The organism is Ottowia sp. VDI28, assembly GCF_049532675.1.
In the GTDB taxonomy this organism is placed as follows: Bacteria; Pseudomonadota; Gammaproteobacteria; order Burkholderiales; family Burkholderiaceae_C; genus Ottowia.
In genome coordinates, this window is the sequence record NZ_CP149820.1 from 3471097 (window position 1) to 3489172 (window position 18076).

Consider the following 18076-nt stretch of genomic DNA (forward strand, 5'->3'; position numbering starts at 1 on the left):
ATTCACAGCTTCTCTGTCTGCCCGCTGCGCGGCTGCCATTTCATCAGGCGCCGCTCCACAACGCCCACCAATCCATCAAGCACCAGCGCGCATACAGTAAGCAGCACGATACCAGCCACCACGGTGTTGATGTCGAAACTGCCTTCCGCCTGCAGGATCAGGTAGCCGACCCCGCGCGCCGAGCCAAGATATTCACCCACCACGGCACCCACGAACGCCAAGCCCACCGAGCTGTGCAAGCTGGAGAACACCCAACTCATGGCACTGGGCACATATACATGGCGCAGGAGCTGCCGTGCATTGGCGCCCAGCATGCGGGCGTTGGAAAGCACCACGGGGCTGACTTCCCGAACACCTTGATAGACGTTGAAAAAGACGATGAAGAACACCAGCGTCACGGCCAGCGCCACCTTGGACCAGATACCGAGGCCGAACCACAGCGCAAAGATGGGGGCCAGAATCACCCGGGGCATCGCGTTCGCGGCCTTCAGATAGGGGTCGAGCACGGCCGAGGCGAAAGGCGTCAGGGCGAGCCAAAGGCCTACGCCCAGACCCGCCACGGTACCGATCGCGAAAGCCAGCAGCGTCTCCATCAAGGTCACGCCCAGATGCATGTAGATATCTGCATCGGTCACGAACCAGCGCCACAGGCTGGAAGCCACTTCGGTTGGTTTGCCGAAGAAGAACGCCACCTGGTCGGAGGCATTCGACGCAAAGTGCCAGAGCACCAGAATGACCAGCAGCAAGCCGATCTGCCAGGCCCGCAAGGCCAAACGCGATGTTTGCCTCATCATGCGGCCTTTCGCTTCTGCTGCTCGTAGCCGCGCAGAACTTCATCGCGCAGCACCGACCAGATGGCGGCATGCAATTCTGCGAAACGGGGGTTCTCCCGGATTTCCGCCACATCGCGCGGACGCGGCAAATCGATGGTGAATTCACCAATCGGACGCGTCGCCGGACCGGCTGAGAGCACCACCACGCGATCGGAAAGCGCAATGGCTTCATCCAGATCGTGTGTGATGAACAGCACGGCCTTGCCATGACCGCCCTGCCCCGGCGCGGCCCACAAGTCGAGCAACTCGTTTTCCATCAACTGGCGGGTCTGAATGTCGAGGGCGGAAAAAGGCTCATCCATGAACACGATATCTGGATCCATGATGAGCGTTTGTGCCATCGATACGCGCTTGCGCATACCGCCGGAAAGCTGGTGCGGATAGCGGTCTTCAAAACCGGCAAGGCCCACCCGCGCCAGCCAGGCCCTGCCTTGGCTTTCGGCCTCGGCCGCGGGTGTGCCGCGAAAAATCAGACCCGCGGTCACGTTGTCCAGCGCATTTTTCCAGGGCATCAGTGAATCGGCCTGGAACATGTAGCCGGCCCGGCGGTTCAAACCTTCGAGCGGCTCGCCAAATACGCGTACCGCACCACCGGAGCTTTGCAACAGGCCTGCCCCGATATTCAGCAAGGTTGATTTGCCGCAGCCGGTAGGACCGACCACAGAGACAAATTCACCAGGGGCCACCGTGAGGGTGGCCTCCTGCACGGCCACATAGCGTTGGCCTGGGGTATCCGGGCTGCTAAAAACGACGCTGATGCCTTGCAGATCGAGCGCGGGAATGGAGGAATTCATGTGTGGAATGACGTAGGGCGGGCACTTGTTGCCCACCCCATGGAGATCAAGCGTATTTTGCAGCGGCCTTCTTGGCGAAAGCGTTGGTGTAGGTCTTCGACAGGTCGATTTTCTTGTCCGCGATGCTGGCCTCGAAGGTCTGGAGCATCTTCAGCGCGGTGGCAGGCCCCGCGTCCGGCATGATGCCGTCAGGCGACATGGCCTCTTTCACGTGCTGCCACGCCTCGAGGTACAGCGAGCGGTCGCCCAGCAGGTAGGACTCCGGCACGGTCTTGACCAGCTCCGATGGGCCGGTCTTCTGCAGCCAGCGCAGCGCGCGCACCATGGCGTTGGCGAGCGCCTGAGCCGTGTTGGGATTCTCGGCCAGGAACTTCGCCGGCGCGTACAGGCAAGCAGCGGGCATGGGGCCGCCATAGACGGTCTGCGTGTCCTTCAGCGTGCGGGTGTCCGAGACCACGCGGATCGCCTTGTCGCGCTCGAGCATGGTGATTACCGGATCGAGGTTGGCAATCGCGTCCACCTGTCCGGACTTCACCGCCGACAGCGCGCCGCTGGAGGTGCCCACCCCCACGAACGAGACGTCGGACGCCTTCAGGCCGGCCTTGGCCAGCACATAGGTTGCCATCATCGAGGTGGACGATCCTGGTGCCGATACGCCGATCTTCTTGCCCTTCAAATCGGCCAGCGACTTGTAGTCCGGCATGGTCTTGTTGGAGACGCCCAGCACGATCTGGGGTGCCCGGCCTTGCAGCACGAACTCCTGGATGGCCTGGTTCTTTGCCTGCATGTTGATGGTGTGCTCGTAAGCGCCGGAGACGACATCCGCGCTGCCCCCCACCAGGGCTTGCAGGGCCTTGGAGCCGCCCGCGAAGTCCGGGATTTCGACATCGAGCCCCTCGGCCTTGAAATACCCCAGCCGCTCCGCGATGGACAGGGGCAGGTAATAAAACAGGTTCTTGCCGCCCACGGCAATGGTGAGCTTGGGTTTTTCGATCTTGGCAGCCTGTCCCCACACCGCCGGGAATGCCGTGGCAACGGGAGCGGCGAGCAGGGTTTTCAAAATAGTGCGGCGCATGTACTGTTTCCCTTCAAAGCGGTAGCTATAACCAAAAAACTTTAGCAAATCATTGAAGCCAGCGGACGCAGGATTACCCCAAGACCGCGTTAGGCTCTACGGCAAAGGCCGCTGAAGCGCGTCCGGAAGAGGCCCATGTGGATTCGCGCAGGGATCCATGGGCTTTCTGGGCGCCGGGCAGGTCTTCAGGTAGTTGATCGCCGCCTGGTTGAAGGCGGCCTTGGGTGCGGAGATATGCCCTCCCGCCAGATCCGGCGGCAGCGTGGCTGACCAGAAAGCGCTGGCCACACGGGGTGACAGTGCAGCCGTGACTTGGTACTGCGCCACGGCCCTGCGGCGCGGCCAATCAATGGCCAGCACCACCAGGCGCGCGGGCGCAATGGCTCGCATGCCGCCACGCGCAAAATCCAGCACCACATAAGGACGCGGGTGTTCGGGCATGGTGAGCGTTACCGTGCGGCCGCGAGCCCCCGAGCCCGATGGCACGATGCCCAGCTTGTCTCCGGGCTCCACGAAAGCCACTGTACGATGGCCTGCGGCCACGCGCTTGGATCCTACGCAAGGCGAATAGGCGTATTCGATGGCACGGGCATCCTTGCCCGCGACGGCCATGAGGCCGTGATCGGTCTTGGCCATGCCCAGCAGCGGGCGCGTTTCGCCCTGGGCCGAACGCAGGCTTCTCAGTGTAGCCCCTGCCACGAAAATGCCAGCGTCGGGAAACCAGGTCGTGAGCTGATTGAAGGGGCCACCGGCATCCGTGCACTTGTGCTCGTCGGCAGTTGGCGTGTCGCCGTCAATCATGGGCTCATGCTCAGCGCGCTCGGCGGGCTCCAGCCTGCCCTGGGCGTCGATGTCGTAGCTGATCTTGAGCCCCATCGAGAAGTACTCGCCGAACTGGTCCACGCCAGTCAGCGTGACGTGGGGAAACGGCGTGCCGTTGAGCACCCTGGGGGGTTTCACGTCGGCAGCGGTGCCTTCGGCTGCGGCGGTGCCTTGGGCATCGGGTGCAGCTTCAGAGGCCGGCTGAGGCCCCGCATCCTGAACCGATGGCGCGGCGCAACCGGCCAGGATGAAGGCCAAGGCCAAGGGCGTAAGCAGTCGCAAAGCTTATCCCACCCACTTGCGCGCATTGCGCCACAGTTGCATCCAGGGGCTGAGATCGCTCCTGTCCTGTGATGTCCAGCTCATCTGGATATTGCGGAACACACGCTCTGGGTGCGGCATGAGTGCCGTGAAGCGGCCATCGGCGGTGGTCACAGAGGTGAGCCCGCCCGCGCTGCCGTTCGGATTGAACGGATAGGCTTCAGTGGCTGCGCCGTGGTTGTCGACGAAGCGCATCGCCGCAATGACCCGTTGTGCATTGCCGCGCGCGCTGAAATTGGCGTAGCCTTCGCCGTGCGCCACCGCGATCGGCAGGCGGCTGCCGGTCATGCCCGTGAAGAACAGGCTCGGGGAATCAAGCACCTCCACCATGGCCAACCGGGCCTCGAACCGCTCGCTCTGGTTGGTAGTGAAACGGGGCCAGCTTTCCGCGCCGGGAATGATGTCGGCCAGTTCGGCGAACATCTGACAGCCATTGCAGACACCCAGGCCAAAGGTATCGCCCCTGGCGAAGAACGACTGGAACTGTTCGGCCAACCGCGGATTGAAGGTGATCGAACGCGCCCAGCCGATGCCGGCGCCCAGGGTGTCGCCGTAGCTGAAGCCACCGCAGGCCACCATGCCCTTGAAATCAGCCAGCGTGGCACGGCCGGTCTGCAAATCGGTCATGTGCACATCGACCGCCTCGAAGCCAGCCTCGGTGAAGGCGTAGGCCATCTCGACATGCGAGTTGACGCCCTGCTCGCGCAGGATGGCCACGCGCGGGCGGGCGCCGTTGAACGCAGGGGCTGCAGGCGCCGCGCCTGCAGACACCAGGTGCACATGCAGGCCCGGGTCGTTCGGGACGCCAGCCGCCGCATGCTCGGCGTCGGCACACGCGGGGTTGTCCCGCTCGCGTGCGATCTTCCAGCTCACGCTGTCCCACACCTGGTGCAGATCGTGCAGCGGCGCGCTGAAAATCTCCTTGGCGTCACGCCAGACCGAAAGCTCGCCCTTGCCTTTGTCGATGGACGAGGAAGACGGCCTGGTCTTGCCGATGAAGTGGCTGTGCTTGGAGAGGCCGTGGGCGCGCAGCACCTGCATCACCGCGTCGCGCTCGGCGGTGCGCACCTGCAGCACCACGCCCAGTTCTTCGGCGAACAACGCCCTGAAGGTCAGTTCTTCGCGCCGCGCGCTGACCTGGCTGGCCCAGTTCTTGGCGTCGCCATATTCGGCCCGGCTGTCGCTGATGCCGTCGCCCTCGGTCACCAACAGGTCCACATTCAAGGCCACGCCCACATGGCCGGCGAACGCCATTTCAGCCGCGCAAGCCAGCAAGCCGCCGTCGCTGCGGTCGTGGTAAGCCAGGATTTTCCCGTCGGCGCGCAGCTGATTGACCGCGGACACGAGCTTGACCATGTCCTGCGGGTCGTCCAGATCGGGCACACCATCTTTCTCTGGGCAACCCGACTGATTCATGGTCTGCGCCAGCACGCTGCCCGCCAGGCGGTGCCGGCCCTTGCCCAGATCGACCAGGATCAGGGTAGTGTCGTCCTGGGCCTCCAGCTGCGGCGTAAGGGTGCCCCGCACGTCGCCCAGAGTGGCGAAGGCGCTGACAATCAAGCTCACGGGCGACGTGACCTTCTTCGCGCTGCCGCTCTCGTCCTGCCATTGCGTGCGCATCGACAGCGAATCCTTGCCGACGGGAATCGACACGCCCAATGCGGGGCACAGCTCCATGCCCACGGCTTGCACGGTGGCGTAGAGAGCAGCGTCCTCGCCCGGCTCGCCGCAGGCCGCCATCCAGTTGGCTGAAAGCTTCACGCGGGGCAGATCGATCGGCGCGGCCAGGAGGTTGGTGATGGCTTCGCACACGGCCATGCGGCCGCTGGCGGGCGCGTCGAGCGCGGCCAGGGGCGTGCGCTCGCCCATGCTCATGGCCTCGCCGGCAAAACCCGCATAGTCCGCGAGCGTCACGGCGCAGTCGGCCACAGGCACTTGCCACGGGCCGACCATCTGGTCACGGTGCGTCAGCCCGCCCACGGTACGGTCGCCGATGGTGATCAGAAAGCGCTTGCTGGCCACGGTGGGATGGCTCAGCACCTTGATGACGGCATCCTGCAGCGTGAGGCCGTCCAGGTTCAGCGGCGTGAATGCGCGCTGAACGGATTGGACGTCGCGGTGCATCTTGGGCGGTTTGCCCAAAAGCACGTTCATGGGCATATCGACCGGCTGCCCCTCCCCCTGCCTATGCCAGCCTGAGAAAGAGAAGGCAGATCCACATCGCCTACCACCAGCTGGCGCTCTTCCGTGGCGACCCCCACCACCGAAAACGGGCAGCGCTCGCGGGCGCAGATCTGCTCGAACAAAGGCAGCGATTCGGGGGCGATGGCCAACACATAGCGCTCCTGGCTCTCGTTGCACCAGATTTCCTTGGGTGCAAGCCCGCTTTCCTCGAGCGGCACAGAGCGAAGATCGAAGCTCGCGCCCCGCCCAGCGTCATTGGTGAGCTCGGGGAAGGCGTTCGACAGGCCGCCCGCTCCCACGTCGTGAATGGCCAGCACCGGATTCGCCTCACCCAGCGCCTGACACTGGGTAATGACTTCTTGCGCGCGCCGCTCGATCTCAGGGTTGCCCCGCTGCACGGAATCGAAATCAAGATGCGCGGCATTGGTGCCGCTGGCCAGGGAGCTGGCCGCGCCGCCGCCCATGCCGATGCGCATGCCTGGCCCGCCAAGCTGAATCAGCAGGCTGCCGGCCGGGAACTCGATCTTGCTCGTCAGGCGGGCATCAATGCTGCCCAATCCGCCGGCGATCATGATCGGCTTGTGGTAGCCGCGCTGCACGCCAGCCACTTCCAGCTCGTATTCACGGAAATAGCCAGCCAGATTGGGACGCCCGAACTCGTTGTTGAACGCCGCGCCGCCCAGAGGGCCTTCGGTCATGATCTGCAGCGGGCCGGCCATGTGCTCAGGCTTGCCAAGCGCGCTGTCCCACAGTTTGCTCACCGTGAAGCCCGTGAGGCCCGCCTTGGGCCGGGAGCCGCGCCCTGTGGCGCCTTCATCGCGGATTTCACCGCCGGCGCCCGTGCTGGCCCCGGGGAAAGGGCTGATCGCCGTGGGATGGTTGTGGGTTTCCACCTTCATCAGCACATGGCGCAGCTCATTCTGCTTCTGATAGCGGGCCTCATGCACCTGTCCGTGGCCGGACAGCGGCTGCGGCTGGAACACTTCGCTGACACCGCCTTCCATCACCGCGGCGTTGTCGCTGTAGGCGATCACGGTGTGCTGCGGCGCCAGGGCGTGGGTGTTGCGGATCATGCCGAACAGGCTGCGCTCCTGCGCCACGCCATCGATCGTGAACTGGGCGTTGAAAATCTTGTGCCGGCAGTGCTCGCTGTTGGCCTGCGCGAACATCATCAGTTCCACGTCGCTCGGGTTGCGGCCCAACTGGGTGAAGGCATCGAGCAGGTAGTCGATCTCGTCGGCCGCCAGGGCCAGGCCCCAATCGGCGTTGGCTTTCTCAAGCGCGGCCTTGCCTCCGGCGAGCACGTCGACATGCGCCATGGGCTGCGGATGGAGCGTGGTAAAGAGCGAGCGGGCCTCCTCGCGGGAGGCCAGCACGCTTTCCGTCATCCGATCATGCAGGAGCGCCGCAACGGCCTGCAACGTGGCGTCCGGCAGTTGCCGGCCGCCAGAATCGACCCGGTATTCGACCAGCCGCTCCACCCGGTGCAGCGCAATACCGCAATTGCGGGCGATGTCGGTGGCCTTGCTGGCCCAGGGCGACACCGTACCCAGGCGAGGGGCCACGATGACCGCCGCCCCTTTGCTCCCCTCGCTGGCGGGCTCGCCGTAGCGCAGCAGCGCCGCCAGCTGGTCTTTTTCCGCCTCGGCGGGCACGGCTTCGAATGCGGCCAGATGCACGAAACGCGCAGAAAGCGCCTTGATTTTCGCTTCCACAGCCTGCAGGCGCGGCAACAACTGGCGAACACGAAAATCGCTGAGCGCGTTACCGCCCTCGAAAAATTGAATGTGCTGGGTCACGGTACGGAGCCGATGGTGGCGGGAGGCTTGTAAATGGAGGCAGTGCCTGCCGCTGACTGGGGCAGACGCTGAAATCCTCCGATTTTATCCGCCCTCCTCTCTCCGGTCGCGGAAGCGGCTTTATTGGAGCTTTCCTGTGCATTTTCCCGCCGGGTGGGATAATTTGCTCCATGACAATCACCATCAAAGATGAAGCCGGCATTGCAGCCATGCGCACGGCTTGCCGGCTGGCCGCTGAGGTGCTGGATGAACTCACGCCGCACATCGTGCCGGGTATTCCCACGATCGAGATCGATCGCCTGGCCTCGGAATTCATGGCCAAGCAAGGCACCAAATCTGCCACCATCGGCTACCAGCCCCCTGGCTATCCTCCCTTTCCCGGGCACCTGTGCACCTCGGTCAATCACGTGGTGTGCCATGGCATTCCCAACGACAAGGTGCTGAAAAAGGGCGACATCGTCAACGTGGACGTCACGGTGATCACGCCTGAAGGCTGGTTCGGCGACACCAGCCGCATGTTCCTGATCGGCGAATGCTCGATCGCCTCCAAGCGCCTGTGCTCGGTGACCTACGAATCCATGTGGCATGGCATCGAACAGGTCAGACCGGGCGCCCGCCTGGGGGACATAGGCTACGCGATCCAGAAGTTCGTGGAAGGCCACGGCCTGTCGGTCGTGCGGGAGTTCTGCGGCCACGGTATCGGGCAGGTGTTCCATGAAGATCCGCAGGTATTGCATTACGGCAAGCCGGGCACGGGCGTGGAGCTGGTACCGGGCATGATTTTCACGATTGAACCCATGGTGAACATCGGCCGCCGCGAGATCAAGGAAATGAACGACGGCTGGACCATCGTGACCAAGGACCGCTCCCTGTCGGCCCAATGGGAGCACACGGTGCTGGTCACCCCCACCGGCTACGAAGTACTGACCCTCTCCGCCGGCAGCCCCGCGACGCCCGATTTCGTAACCACGGCCGCCCCCGTGGCGGTCTGATCCGGCGGATTCCGCGAACCACCTGGGATGACACCCCCTACCCCCGCCCTGTCCGAGCAGGCGCTGCGCGAAGAGTTCCAGCAGAAAAAAATGCGCTGCTGGCCAGCATGCGCGCCGCGGGCTCCGCCACCCGCAGCGTGCGCACCGGGCTGGTGAATCTGGCCCGCCTGACGGATGACATGCTTCGAAAGCTGTGGCTTGCGGCTGGCCTGGACCATCGGCTGGCGCTGGCGGCCGTGGGCGGGTATGGGCGGGGCGAGCTGTTCCCCTATTCCGATATCGACGTACTCCTGCTGCTGCCCCCTGGCACCACCCCCGCCGAAGACGAAGCGCTGCGCCCGCGCATCGAGGATTTCATCCGCAGCTGCTGGGACACCGGGCTCGAAATCGGTTCCAGCGTACGCACGGTGGACCAGTGCATGAGCCTGATCGAGCAGGACATCACGGTACAGACCGCCCTGCTCGAGGCGCGCCTGATCACAGGCAACCGCAAGCTCTTCAAGGATTTCCAGCAGCGTTTCACGGCACAGCTCGACGCGCAGGATTTCTTCACCGCCAAGCGGCTGGAACTGCGCCAGCGCCACTCCAAGTACGAGGACACGCCTTACGCCCTGGAGCCCAACTGCAAGGAGTCTCCCGGCGGCCTGCGGGATCTGCAGATCATTCTGTGGGCCGCACGCGCCGCGGGCATTGGCGGCCGGTGGGAAGACCTGGCCCGGGCGGGTTTGGCCACCCCGCATGAACTGCGCCAGTTGCGGCACAACGAGGCCGTGCTCTCGCTCATCCGCGCGCGCCTGCATCTGATTGCAGGACGGCGCGAAGACCGGCTGGTGTTCGACCTGCAGACCGCGGTGGCCGAATCATTCGGATTCACCAACCGCTTCACCGAAAGCGGCCGTCTGGTCATGCGCGCCAGCGAAGTATTGATGCGGCGCTACTACTGGGCCGCCAAGGCAGTCACGCAGCTCAATCAGATCCTGCTGCAAGGCATCGATGAATACCTGCGCAGCGCACGGGGCGAACCGCTGCCGGAATTGCACCGCATCAACGAACGTTTCTTCGACAAGGCGGGCATGATCGAAGTAGCGCGCGACGACCTCTACGAGGCCAACCCGCATGCGATCCTCGAAACCTTCCTGCTGTACGAGCAGACGCCCGGGACCAAGGGTCTTTCCATGCGCACGTTGCGCGCGCTCTACAACGCGCGCACGTTGATGAACCACGCCTTCCGGGCCGATCCGTTCAACCGCGCCACCTTCCTGGCCATTCTGCAGCAGCCGCAGGGCATCACGCACGCCATGCGCCTGATGAACCAGACTTCCGTGCTGGGGCGCTACCTGTGGGTATTCCGGCGCATCGTCGGGCAGATGCAGCACGACCTGTTCCATGTCTACACCGTGGACCAGCACATCCTGATGGTGCTGCGCAACGTACGACGCTTCTTCATGGCCGAGCACGTACACGAGTATCCGTTCTGCTCGCAGTTGGCTGCCGGTTGGGACAAGCCCTGGATTCTCTTCACTGCCGCCCTCTTCCACGACATCGCGAAAGGCCGTGGCGGCGATCACTCCGAGTTGGGCGCGCAGGAAGTGCGGCGCTTCTGCCAGCACCACAGCATTGCGGCGCAGGACGTCAAGCTGATCGAATTTCTCGTGCGCGAGCACTTGACCATGAGCCGCATCGCCCAGAAGGAAGATCTGAGCGATCCGGAGATCATCAGGAACTTCGCGGCCCGGGTAGGCAACGAGCGCTATCTAACCGCGCTGTACCTCCTCACCGTGGCCGATGTGCGCGGCACGAGTCCCAAGGTCTGGAATGCCTGGAAGGGCAAGCTGCTGGAAGACCTGTACAAGCTGACTGTGCGCACACTCGGCGGCCGTGCGCCGGATGCGAATGCGCTGATCGAATCACGCAAGCGCGAAGCCCTGGTCCAGCTGGCGCTCGCCTCCGAGCCGCACGAAGCCCATAAAGCCTTGTGGGATACGCTGGATGTGAGCTACTTCATGCGCCACGATGCAGGTGAAATCGCCTGGCATGCGCGGCAGTTATCGCGTCATGTCCACAAGAAAAGCCTGGAGTCCCCTGCCAAGGCCGTCAAGACCATTGTGCGCGCGCGCCTCTCGCCTGTGGGCGAGGGCTTGCAGGTACTGGTGTACTCCGGTGATCTGCCCGATCTCTTTGCACGCATCTGCGGCTATTTCGACCGCGCGGGCTTCTCGATCCTCGACGCCAAGATCCACACGACACGGGACGGCCAGGCGTTGGACACCTTCCAGGTGGTGAGCTCGACCATTCCCGACCATTACCGGGAGTTCGTCAACATGGTCGAGGCCGAGTTACCTCAAGCGATCAACAGTCAGGGGCCGCTTCCCCAGCCCCGGTTGGGGCGCCTGTCACGGCGCGTGAAGAACTTCCCCATCACGCCACGGGTAGATCTGCGCCCCGATGAAAAGGCGCAGCACTGGCTGCTCAGCGTGTCTGCAAGCGACCGCGTGGGTCTGCTGTATGGCGTCGCCCGCGTGTTGGCCGCCCATGAAATCAGCGTGGAACTGGCCAAGATCACCACCTTGGGTGAGCGGGTGGAAGACACTTTCCTCCTGCAAGGCGCCCAGTTGCAGCACAGCAAGACACAGCTCACGATCGAGCACGAGTTGCTCGAAGTACTGGCGGCCAATTGAGAGGTAAGACAAGAAACCTGCGACCTATTGCTGCTGACTACCTGATTTCAGTGATATGAAAGCCATGGAAGACATGACAAACTCATGAACCATGCATTCCGCCCCCACAGGAGCCTCGCCCTCTGATCAAGCAGCATCAAGCCTGCCGTCCCCCGTACTCGTCGTAGAAGACGATCCATTGGTTCTGCATCGTCTGCTTGGCCTGCTGGCTCAAGTCGGGTATCTGCCGGATGCGCTGGTCTCTGCCAGCACGCTGGCCCAAGGCAGCGCGCTCGTGGCGGGGCGGCCGCCTCATCAACCCTTCGCGCTCGCACTGGTGGATCTTGGCCTGCCCGATGGCAACGGCCTGATGTTGATCAAGCAACTACGCGCCCGGGATCCTTCCACGAACATCTTCGTCGTGACTGCCTGGAGCACACCGGCGGCCATCATGGAGGCACTTTGCGCTGGAGCCACCGGGTATGCGCTCAAGGAGCGCGACGATCTGGAAATTTTGATGGCGCTTCGCTGCATTTTGCGCAGCGGCGCCCCCATTGACCCCCTGATTGCAAGGTACATTCTAGAGTTGGAAATGATTAACTCAAAAGTACCCAATACCGAGGATCATGAGCTGCTGAAGCTGGTGGCTCAAGGGCTGACGAACCGGGAGATCGCCGAGCAGTTGGGCGCATCAAGACAGACGATTGAATGCCAGATCAAGAATATCTACCGCCAATTAGCCGTTTCGGCAGTTCCGGCGGATTCCGCAGGCTCCTGAGACACCCGCACCCCCTTTTTCGCGCTCCCTCCTGGCTGGGCTTGCTGGCGGTACTGCTGCTGATGCTGCTCACTGCGCCGGCATGGGGGCAGACGGCGCAGGCCGCACCGCTGCAGTGCAAAATCCTGGTGGATTCCATCATGGCCGCCCCCACCACGGCCTCTCCAGATGCCCGCCCCAACAGCGGTTGGGTACCCGTCACCCTCCCTGACACATGGGCCGATCGCTGGCCCGAGGAAGAAAACACGGTCTGGTACCGGATCGATTGGCGGCGAGACTGCCCCGCCCTTGCGGGAAAGCCGGGCCCGGTGGCCTTGACGCTCAACCGGATCATCATGGCAGGTGAAGTCTTCATCAACGACGACCTGCTCTGGCGGGACGAGCACCTCAGCGAGCCGCTTTCGCGCAGCTGGAACCTGCCGCGCTACTGGCTGTTGCCGGAGTCTGCCCTGCACGCAGGCGTGAACAGCATCTGGATCCGAGTGAGCGGCTTGGCGGCCTTTGGCTCGGGCCTGGGAGAGGTCCGCGTGGGGGACCCCACTGAGCTGAAGAATGTCTACACGTCGCAACAATGGCGGCATCGCACGCTGTTCACCGTGAACGTGGTGCTGAGCGCCGGCCTGGGTTGCCTGTTTCTCTTCCTGTGGCTCATGCGGCGCGTTGAGCGTGCCTTTGGCTGGTACGCCCTGATGTCACTGGCCTGGGTGCTGTTCGCGATCAACATACTGGCCACCAGCACCTGGCCGTTTTCCAATAGCTATCAGATCGCTCGCTTCAGCACCATAGCGCTCCTGCTGTATGTGTGCGCCTTCTGCATGTTCACATGGCGCTTCGGCCGTCAGCGATTCGCGAAGCTCGGACCAGCGTTGTGGGTGGTGGCGGCGCTTCTCGCAGGCACCGTGGCATTGGCTCCCGCAGCGCACATCAAGGCCGTCACCGACTTCTGCGGATTGGTGGTCGCATTCGTTTTTTCTCGAATTGCCTTCAGTTTCAATGGCACGCCTGGCGCACCCGGCAGCCGGATCACCTGATGCTGGCCGCTTGCCTGTTGGCCTTCATCGTCATCGGCCTGTATGACCTGCTTGCGATCAACCACATCATCAACGCCGAAGCAGGCTACACGGCCATTGCCGCGCCCATTACCACCGTCGGCATGCTGCTGGTGGTCGCCTGGAGCCATGCCCGCAACTTGAAGCGGATCGAGGCCTTCACGGCCGAATTGCAGACCGCGGTCGATGACGCCCGCCGCGAGTTGAGCAGCACCATGGAGCGCGAGCACTCGCTGGAAGTGGCCAACGCGCGCCTGCGTGAACGCCTGCAGATCGCGCACGATCTGCACGATGGCGTGGGTGGCTCCCTGGTTCGGTCACTGGCCATGGTTGAGCAATCGGGCTCGCAGCTCGAATCCCCTCAATTCACCTCGATTTTGAAAGGCCTGCGCGACGATCTGCGCCAGGTCATCGACGGCAGCTCGAGCGATGCCCTGGCGGTTCCCGCCCTGCCCTCGGAATGGCTGGCGCCGCTGCGCCACCGCTTCGCCGGCCTTCTGGACGAGCTAGGCACCCGCAGCACCTGGGAAGTCCCCTCCTCCTGGCCCTGTGCCTTGAGCACGCAGCAGTTGATGGCGCTCACGCGCCTGCTCGAAGAGGCTTTGACCAACGTCATCAAGCACGCCCGTGCCGGGCATGTCCTGATCCGCATGCAAGCCGCGGGCCATGGCCACAATAGGAGGCTGCAGTTGCACATCGAAGACGATGGCGTGGGCTTCGATACCGAGGCCGTTCAGCGGGCCAGCATCAATGTCGGCATGCGCAGCATGCAGGCCCGGGCTGCCCGGGTAGGCGGATCCATGGCGATCAGCTCCCAGCCCGGAAAAACATTGCTGCTCGTCAATATGAAGTGAAGTGATTACCCCAGAAGGCGCGCTTTCGCCTCCTGATACTCCCGCTTCAGGCGGGCCACCAGATCGGCGGTGCTCGTCACTTCCTTGATGGCGCCAATGCCCTGTCCGCAGCCCCAGATGTCCTTCCACGCCTTGGCGCTGCCAGACGAGAAGCTCATCTTGCTGGGATCGCTTTGCGGCAGGTTGTCCGGATCCATGCCGGCGTTGCGGATACTGCCCTTGAGGTAGTTGCCCAGCACGCCGGTGTAGAAATTGCTGTAGACGATGTCGTCGGAATCGCTCTCGCAGATCATCTGCTTGTAGCCATCCACCGCGCGCGCCTCATCGGTGGCAATGAAGGCAGAGCCGATGTAGGCAAAATCCGCACCCATGGCCTGAGCCGCCAGAATGGCGCCGCCCGAGGCAATGGCGCCAGAAAGCGCCACGGGGCCGTCGAACCAGCTGCGCACCTCCTGGATCATGGCGAAGGGGCTCTTGGCGCTGGCGTGGCCGCCTGCGCCCGCCGCCACCGTGATCAGGCCATCAGCCCCCTTCTCGATTGCCTTGCGCGCAAACACATTGTTGATCACATCGTGCATCACCACGCCACCCCAGCCATGCACAGCCTGGTTCACGTCCTCACGCGCGCCCAGGCTGGTAATGATGACGGGCACCTTGTACTTCTCGCACAGCGCCATATCGTGATCCAGTCGGTCATTGCTCTTGTGCACGATCTGGTTAATGGCAAAAGGCGCGGCGGGGTCGTCAGGATGGGCCTTGTCCCACGCGGCCAGTGCTTCTGTGATCTCCGCCAGCCACTCATCCAGTTGCTCCGCAGGACGGGCATTGAGCGCCGGCATGGAGCCCACCACGCCGGAAGTACATTGGGCAATCACCAGTTGGGGGTTGCTGACGATGAACAGCGGCGAACCGATGACAGGGAACTTCAGCTTGGCAAGCACCGGAGGGAGTTTGGACATGGAAACGCTCTTCTTGGTGGGAATGAAAAGGGGCAAGGCTCAGGCTCCGTGCGTGGAGTATTGCCCTGCCTTGAACGGCATCCATCGGCGGCGCCTCATTGACCGCCGCTGATGAATTCCGGGCCGCGCCGGAATGACGAGAGGCTTAAAAGGCTTCCAGCGGCAGCGCGGTGACGCTTTCCGCGCCCTCCACGATCGCATCGCGGACACCCGGCGCGCGGGTGAGGATGTGATCGGCGTAGAAGCGCGCGGTCACGATCTTGGCTTGCATGAAAGCGGTATCGTTCCCTTTCGCCAACTCCTGCTCAGCCACCAGCAAGGCGCGGCCCATCTGCCAGCCGGCCACCAGGTTGCCTGCCAGCATCAGGTAAGGCACGCTGCCGGCATAGGCCGCATTCGGGTCGCCCTTGGCCTGGGCCGCAATGAAACTCACGACATCGAGGAAAGCCTTGCGCGCCGCACCCAGACGCTTGCCCACGGCCTGGGCATCGGCGCTGCCCGCAGCCAGTTCTTTCTCAGTCGCTTCGATCTGGCTGGCCAGACCCTCTGCCGTCTGGCCGCCATCACGCGCCGTCTTGCGCCCCACCAGATCGTTGGCCTGGATGGCGGTGGTGCCTTCGTAGATGGTCAGGATCTTGGCATCGCGGTAGTACTGCGCCGCACCGGTCTCTTCGATGAACCCCATGCCGCCGTGCACCTGCACGCCCAGATCGGTCGCCTCAAGGCTCATCTCGGTGCTGTACCCTTTGACCAGCGGCACCAGGAACTCGTAGAAAGCCTGGTTTTGCTGGCGCACCTCCGCATCGGGGTGGTGGTGAGCGGCGTCGTACGCGGCAGCGGCCACGGAGGCCATAGCCCGGCAGCCCTCGATCAGGGCGCGCATAGTCATCAGCATGCGGCGCACATCCGGATGGTGAATGATGGTAGCGCTGCCCTTCACGCTGCCGTCCACCGGGCGGCTTTGCACCCGCTCCTTGGCGTAGGCGGCGGCCTTCTGGTAGGCGCGCTCGGCCACTGCAATACCCTGCATGCCCACGGCATAGCGGGCGGAGTTCATCATGATGAACATGTACTCGAGGCCGCGGTTTTCCTCTCCCACGAGGAAGCCGGTGGCGCCGCCATGGTCGCCGAACTGCAGCACCGCCGTCGGGCTGGCCTTGATGCCCATCTTGTGCTCGATGCTGACGCAATGTGCATCATTGCGTGCACCAAGAGAGCCATCCGCATTCACCATGAACTTGGGCACCACGAACAGGCTGATGCCCTTCACCCCTTCTGGCGCGCCAGCCACGCGCGCAAGCACCAGGTGCACGATGTTCTCGGCCATATCATGCTCACCATAGGTGATGAAGATCTTGGTGCCGAAGATTTTGTAGGTGCCATCGGGCTGCGGTTCGGCGCGCGTACGCACCAAAGCCAGATCGCTGCCTGCCTGAGGCTCGGTCAGGTTCATGGTCCCGGTCCACTGGCCGGTTACCAGCTTTTCGAGGTAGATGTCCTTCTGCTCGTCGCTGGCGGCTGTCAGCAAGGCTTCCGTGGCGCCGTCTGTCAGCAGCGGGCACAAGGCAAAGCTCAGGTTGGCAGAGTTGAGGATTTCAACGCAGGCCGCGCCAATGGTCTTGGGCAAGCCCTGGCCGCCGTATTCGGTGGGATGCTGCAAGCCTTGCCAGCCGCCCTCGGCATACTGCTTGAAAGCTTCCTTGAAACCGGCGGTGGTCGTCACGACGCCGTCCTTGAAGGAAGAAGGCGCGGTGTCACCCACTACGTTGAGGGGAGCCACCACGCCCTCGTTGAAGCGTGCGCACTCTTCGAGCACGGCTTGAGCTGTTTCCAGGCCGGCATCTTCGAAGCCAGGCATGGCGGCGATCTGGTCAATACGCGCCAGATGCTCGATGTTGAACAGCATGTCTTTGAGGGGAGCCTTGAAACTCATGGCGTTTCCTTGATTTCAGTAGTGGGTATTCCGGACAAATAAAAACGGCGTTCACGTCAAACGCGAAACGCCGTTTTTCTGACCCGAAAAATCAGAGTGCTTTGACCAGTTCCGGCACAGCGGTAAACAGATCCGCCACCAGACCGTAGTCGGCCACGCTGAAGATCGGCGCTTCTTCATCCTTGTTGATCGCCACGATCACCTTGGAATCCTTCATGCCCGCCAAATGCTGGATCGCACCCGAGATGCCCGCTGCAATGTACAACTGCGGCGCCACGATCTTGCCCGTCTGGCCCACCTGGAGGTCGTTGGGCGCGTAACCCGCGTCCACCGCTGCACGGCTCGCCCCAATGGCCGCGCCCAGCTTGTCCGCCAGCGGCGTCATCACTTCCTGGAACTTCTCGCTCGAGCCCAGTGCACGGCCGCCAGAGACCACGATCTTGGCTGCAGTGAGTTCCGGACGGTCGCTCTTGGCCAGCTCCGCCTTCACGAAGCTGCTCTTGCCGCTGTCGGCGACCGCTGCCACGCTCTCCACCGCTGCGCTGCCGCCACTGTTGGCCGCTGCGTCAAAGCCCGTGGTACGCACGGTGATCACCTTCGTGGCGTCCGCGCTTTGCACGGTGGCAATGGCGTTGCCGGCATAGATCGGGCGCTCGAACGTGTCGGGGCTGTCCACCTTGATGATGTCGCTGATCTGCGCCACATCGAGTTTGGCTGCCACACGGGGAGCGACGTTCTTGCCACTGGCCGTGGCCGGGAACAGAATGTGGCTGTAGTTGCCAGCCAGGGCCAGCACCTGCGCGGCCACGTTCTCGGCCAGGCCGTGGCCCAGGCCTTCTGCGTCGGCGTGCAGCACCTTGGCCACGCCGGCTACTTTTGCAGCGGCTTCGGCTGCGGCACCGGCATTGTGGCCGGCCACCAGCACGTGCACGTCGCCACCGCAGGCAATGGCTGCAGTGACGGTGTTCAGGGTTGCCGCCTTGATGGAGGCGTTGTCATGTTCAGCGATGACGAGTACGGTCATGT

General features: G+C 63.4%; 14 protein-coding genes. 5 read left to right on the forward strand and 9 right to left on the reverse strand.

Going from position 1 to position 18076, the window contains the following annotated elements:
- Positions 1–2: 2 nt before the first annotated feature.
- From WJU18_RS16420 to purL (WJU18_RS16445), 6 genes are all read right to left on the reverse strand, one after another.
- Entirely contained in the window at positions 3–794 is a 792-nt protein-coding gene (locus WJU18_RS16420; RefSeq protein ID WP_423453936.1) for an ABC transporter permease, read from the reverse strand.
- Entirely contained in the window at positions 791–1627 is an 837-nt protein-coding gene (locus WJU18_RS16425) for an ABC transporter ATP-binding protein (protein ID WP_423453938.1), read from the reverse strand. The genes WJU18_RS16420 and WJU18_RS16425 overlap by 4 nt, the downstream gene beginning before the upstream one ends.
- Positions 1628–1673: 46 nt before the next feature.
- A complete protein-coding gene (locus WJU18_RS16430) occupies positions 1674–2702 on the reverse strand; it encodes an ABC transporter substrate-binding protein (protein ID WP_423453939.1) in 1029 nt (342 codons plus the stop codon).
- Positions 2703–2798: 96 nt separating this feature from the next.
- Positions 2799–3806 carry a hypothetical protein gene (locus WJU18_RS16435; protein WP_423453941.1) on the reverse strand — a complete coding sequence of 336 codons (1008 nt, stop codon included), beginning with the start codon at positions 3804–3806 and terminating at the stop codon, positions 2799–2801.
- A 3-nt stretch (positions 3807–3809) separates the two neighbouring features.
- Positions 3810–5999: a phosphoribosylformylglycinamidine synthase gene (gene purL, locus WJU18_RS16440; RefSeq protein WP_423453943.1), complete on the reverse strand. Its 2190-nt coding sequence runs from the start codon at positions 5997–5999 to the stop codon at positions 3810–3812.
- Positions 5996–7828: a phosphoribosylformylglycinamidine synthase gene (gene purL / locus WJU18_RS16445; RefSeq protein WP_423453945.1), complete on the reverse strand. Its 1833-nt coding sequence runs from the start codon at positions 7826–7828 to the stop codon at positions 5996–5998. Before purL (WJU18_RS16445) ends, purL (WJU18_RS16440) begins: the two co-directional genes overlap by 4 nt.
- Positions 7829–7998: 170 nt before the next feature.
- Here purL (WJU18_RS16445) and map point away from each other — a divergent pair, with 170 nt between their 5' ends.
- The 5 genes from map (at position 7999) to WJU18_RS16470 (ending at position 14158) form a co-directional block, all read left to right on the forward strand.
- Positions 7999–8820, forward strand: a complete 822-nt coding sequence (gene map / locus WJU18_RS16450; RefSeq protein WP_423453947.1) for a type I methionyl aminopeptidase — start codon at positions 7999–8001, stop codon at positions 8818–8820.
- A gap of 107 nt (positions 8821–8927) precedes the next feature.
- Complete coding sequence (locus tag WJU18_RS16455; RefSeq protein ID WP_423453949.1) at positions 8928–11498, forward strand: [protein-PII] uridylyltransferase; 2571 nt, start codon at positions 8928–8930, stop codon at positions 11496–11498.
- 91 nt (positions 11499–11589) lie between these two features.
- The gene (locus WJU18_RS16460) at positions 11590–12255 is read left to right on the forward strand and encodes a response regulator (RefSeq protein ID WP_423453951.1); all 666 of its coding nucleotides are present in this window, start codon (positions 11590–11592) and stop codon (positions 12253–12255) included.
- 62 nt (positions 12256–12317) lie between these two features.
- Entirely contained in the window at positions 12318–13286 is a 969-nt protein-coding gene (locus WJU18_RS16465) for a hypothetical protein (RefSeq protein WP_423453953.1), read from the forward strand.
- Positions 13286–14158 carry a sensor histidine kinase gene (locus WJU18_RS16470; RefSeq protein ID WP_423453955.1) on the forward strand — a complete coding sequence of 291 codons (873 nt, stop codon included), beginning with the start codon at positions 13286–13288 and terminating at the stop codon, positions 14156–14158. Before WJU18_RS16465 ends, WJU18_RS16470 begins: the two co-directional genes overlap by 1 nt.
- Before the next feature lie 5 nt (positions 14159–14163).
- Here WJU18_RS16470 and WJU18_RS16475 read toward each other — a convergent pair whose 3' ends face one another.
- From WJU18_RS16475 to WJU18_RS16485, 3 genes are all read right to left on the reverse strand, one after another.
- Entirely contained in the window at positions 14164–15117 is a 954-nt protein-coding gene (locus WJU18_RS16475; RefSeq protein WP_423453957.1) for an NAD(P)H-dependent flavin oxidoreductase, read from the reverse strand.
- Positions 15118–15262: 145 nt separating this feature from the next.
- Positions 15263–17050 carry an acyl-CoA dehydrogenase gene (locus WJU18_RS16480; protein WP_423453959.1) on the reverse strand — a complete coding sequence of 596 codons (1788 nt, stop codon included), beginning with the start codon at positions 17048–17050 and terminating at the stop codon, positions 15263–15265.
- 91 nt (positions 17051–17141) lie between these two features.
- The gene (locus tag WJU18_RS16485) at positions 17142–18074 is read right to left on the reverse strand and encodes an electron transfer flavoprotein subunit alpha/FixB family protein (protein WP_423453961.1); all 933 of its coding nucleotides are present in this window, start codon (positions 18072–18074) and stop codon (positions 17142–17144) included.
- Positions 18075–18076 lie beyond the last annotated feature (2 nt).

Coding starts and splice junctions, on each gene's coding strand:
- WJU18_RS16420 (WP_423453936.1), bottom strand. CDS start 794: ATGATGAGGCAAACATCGCGTTTGGCCTTGCGGGCCTGGCAGATCGGC.
- WJU18_RS16425 (WP_423453938.1), bottom strand. CDS start 1,627: ATGAATTCCTCCATTCCCGCGCTCGATCTGCAAGGCATCAGCGTCGTT.
- WJU18_RS16430 (WP_423453939.1), bottom strand. CDS start 2,702: ATGCGCCGCACTATTTTGAAAACCCTGCTCGCCGCTCCCGTTGCCACG.
- purL (WP_423453943.1), bottom strand. CDS start 5,999: ATGAACGTGCTTTTGGGCAAACCGCCCAAGATGCACCGCGACGTCCAA.
- map (WP_423453947.1), top strand. CDS start 7,999: ATGACAATCACCATCAAAGATGAAGCCGGCATTGCAGCCATGCGCACG.
- WJU18_RS16455 (WP_423453949.1), top strand. CDS start 8,928: ATGCGCGCCGCGGGCTCCGCCACCCGCAGCGTGCGCACCGGGCTGGTG.
- WJU18_RS16460 (WP_423453951.1), top strand. CDS start 11,590: ATGCATTCCGCCCCCACAGGAGCCTCGCCCTCTGATCAAGCAGCATCA.
- WJU18_RS16465 (WP_423453953.1), top strand. CDS start 12,318: ATGCTGCTCACTGCGCCGGCATGGGGGCAGACGGCGCAGGCCGCACCG.
- WJU18_RS16470 (WP_423453955.1), top strand. CDS start 13,286: ATGCTGGCCGCTTGCCTGTTGGCCTTCATCGTCATCGGCCTGTATGAC.
- WJU18_RS16475 (WP_423453957.1), bottom strand. CDS start 15,117: ATGTCCAAACTCCCTCCGGTGCTTGCCAAGCTGAAGTTCCCTGTCATC.
- WJU18_RS16480 (WP_423453959.1), bottom strand. CDS start 17,050: ATGAGTTTCAAGGCTCCCCTCAAAGACATGCTGTTCAACATCGAGCAT.
- WJU18_RS16485 (WP_423453961.1), bottom strand. CDS start 18,074: ATGACCGTACTCGTCATCGCTGAACATGACAACGCCTCCATCAAGGCG.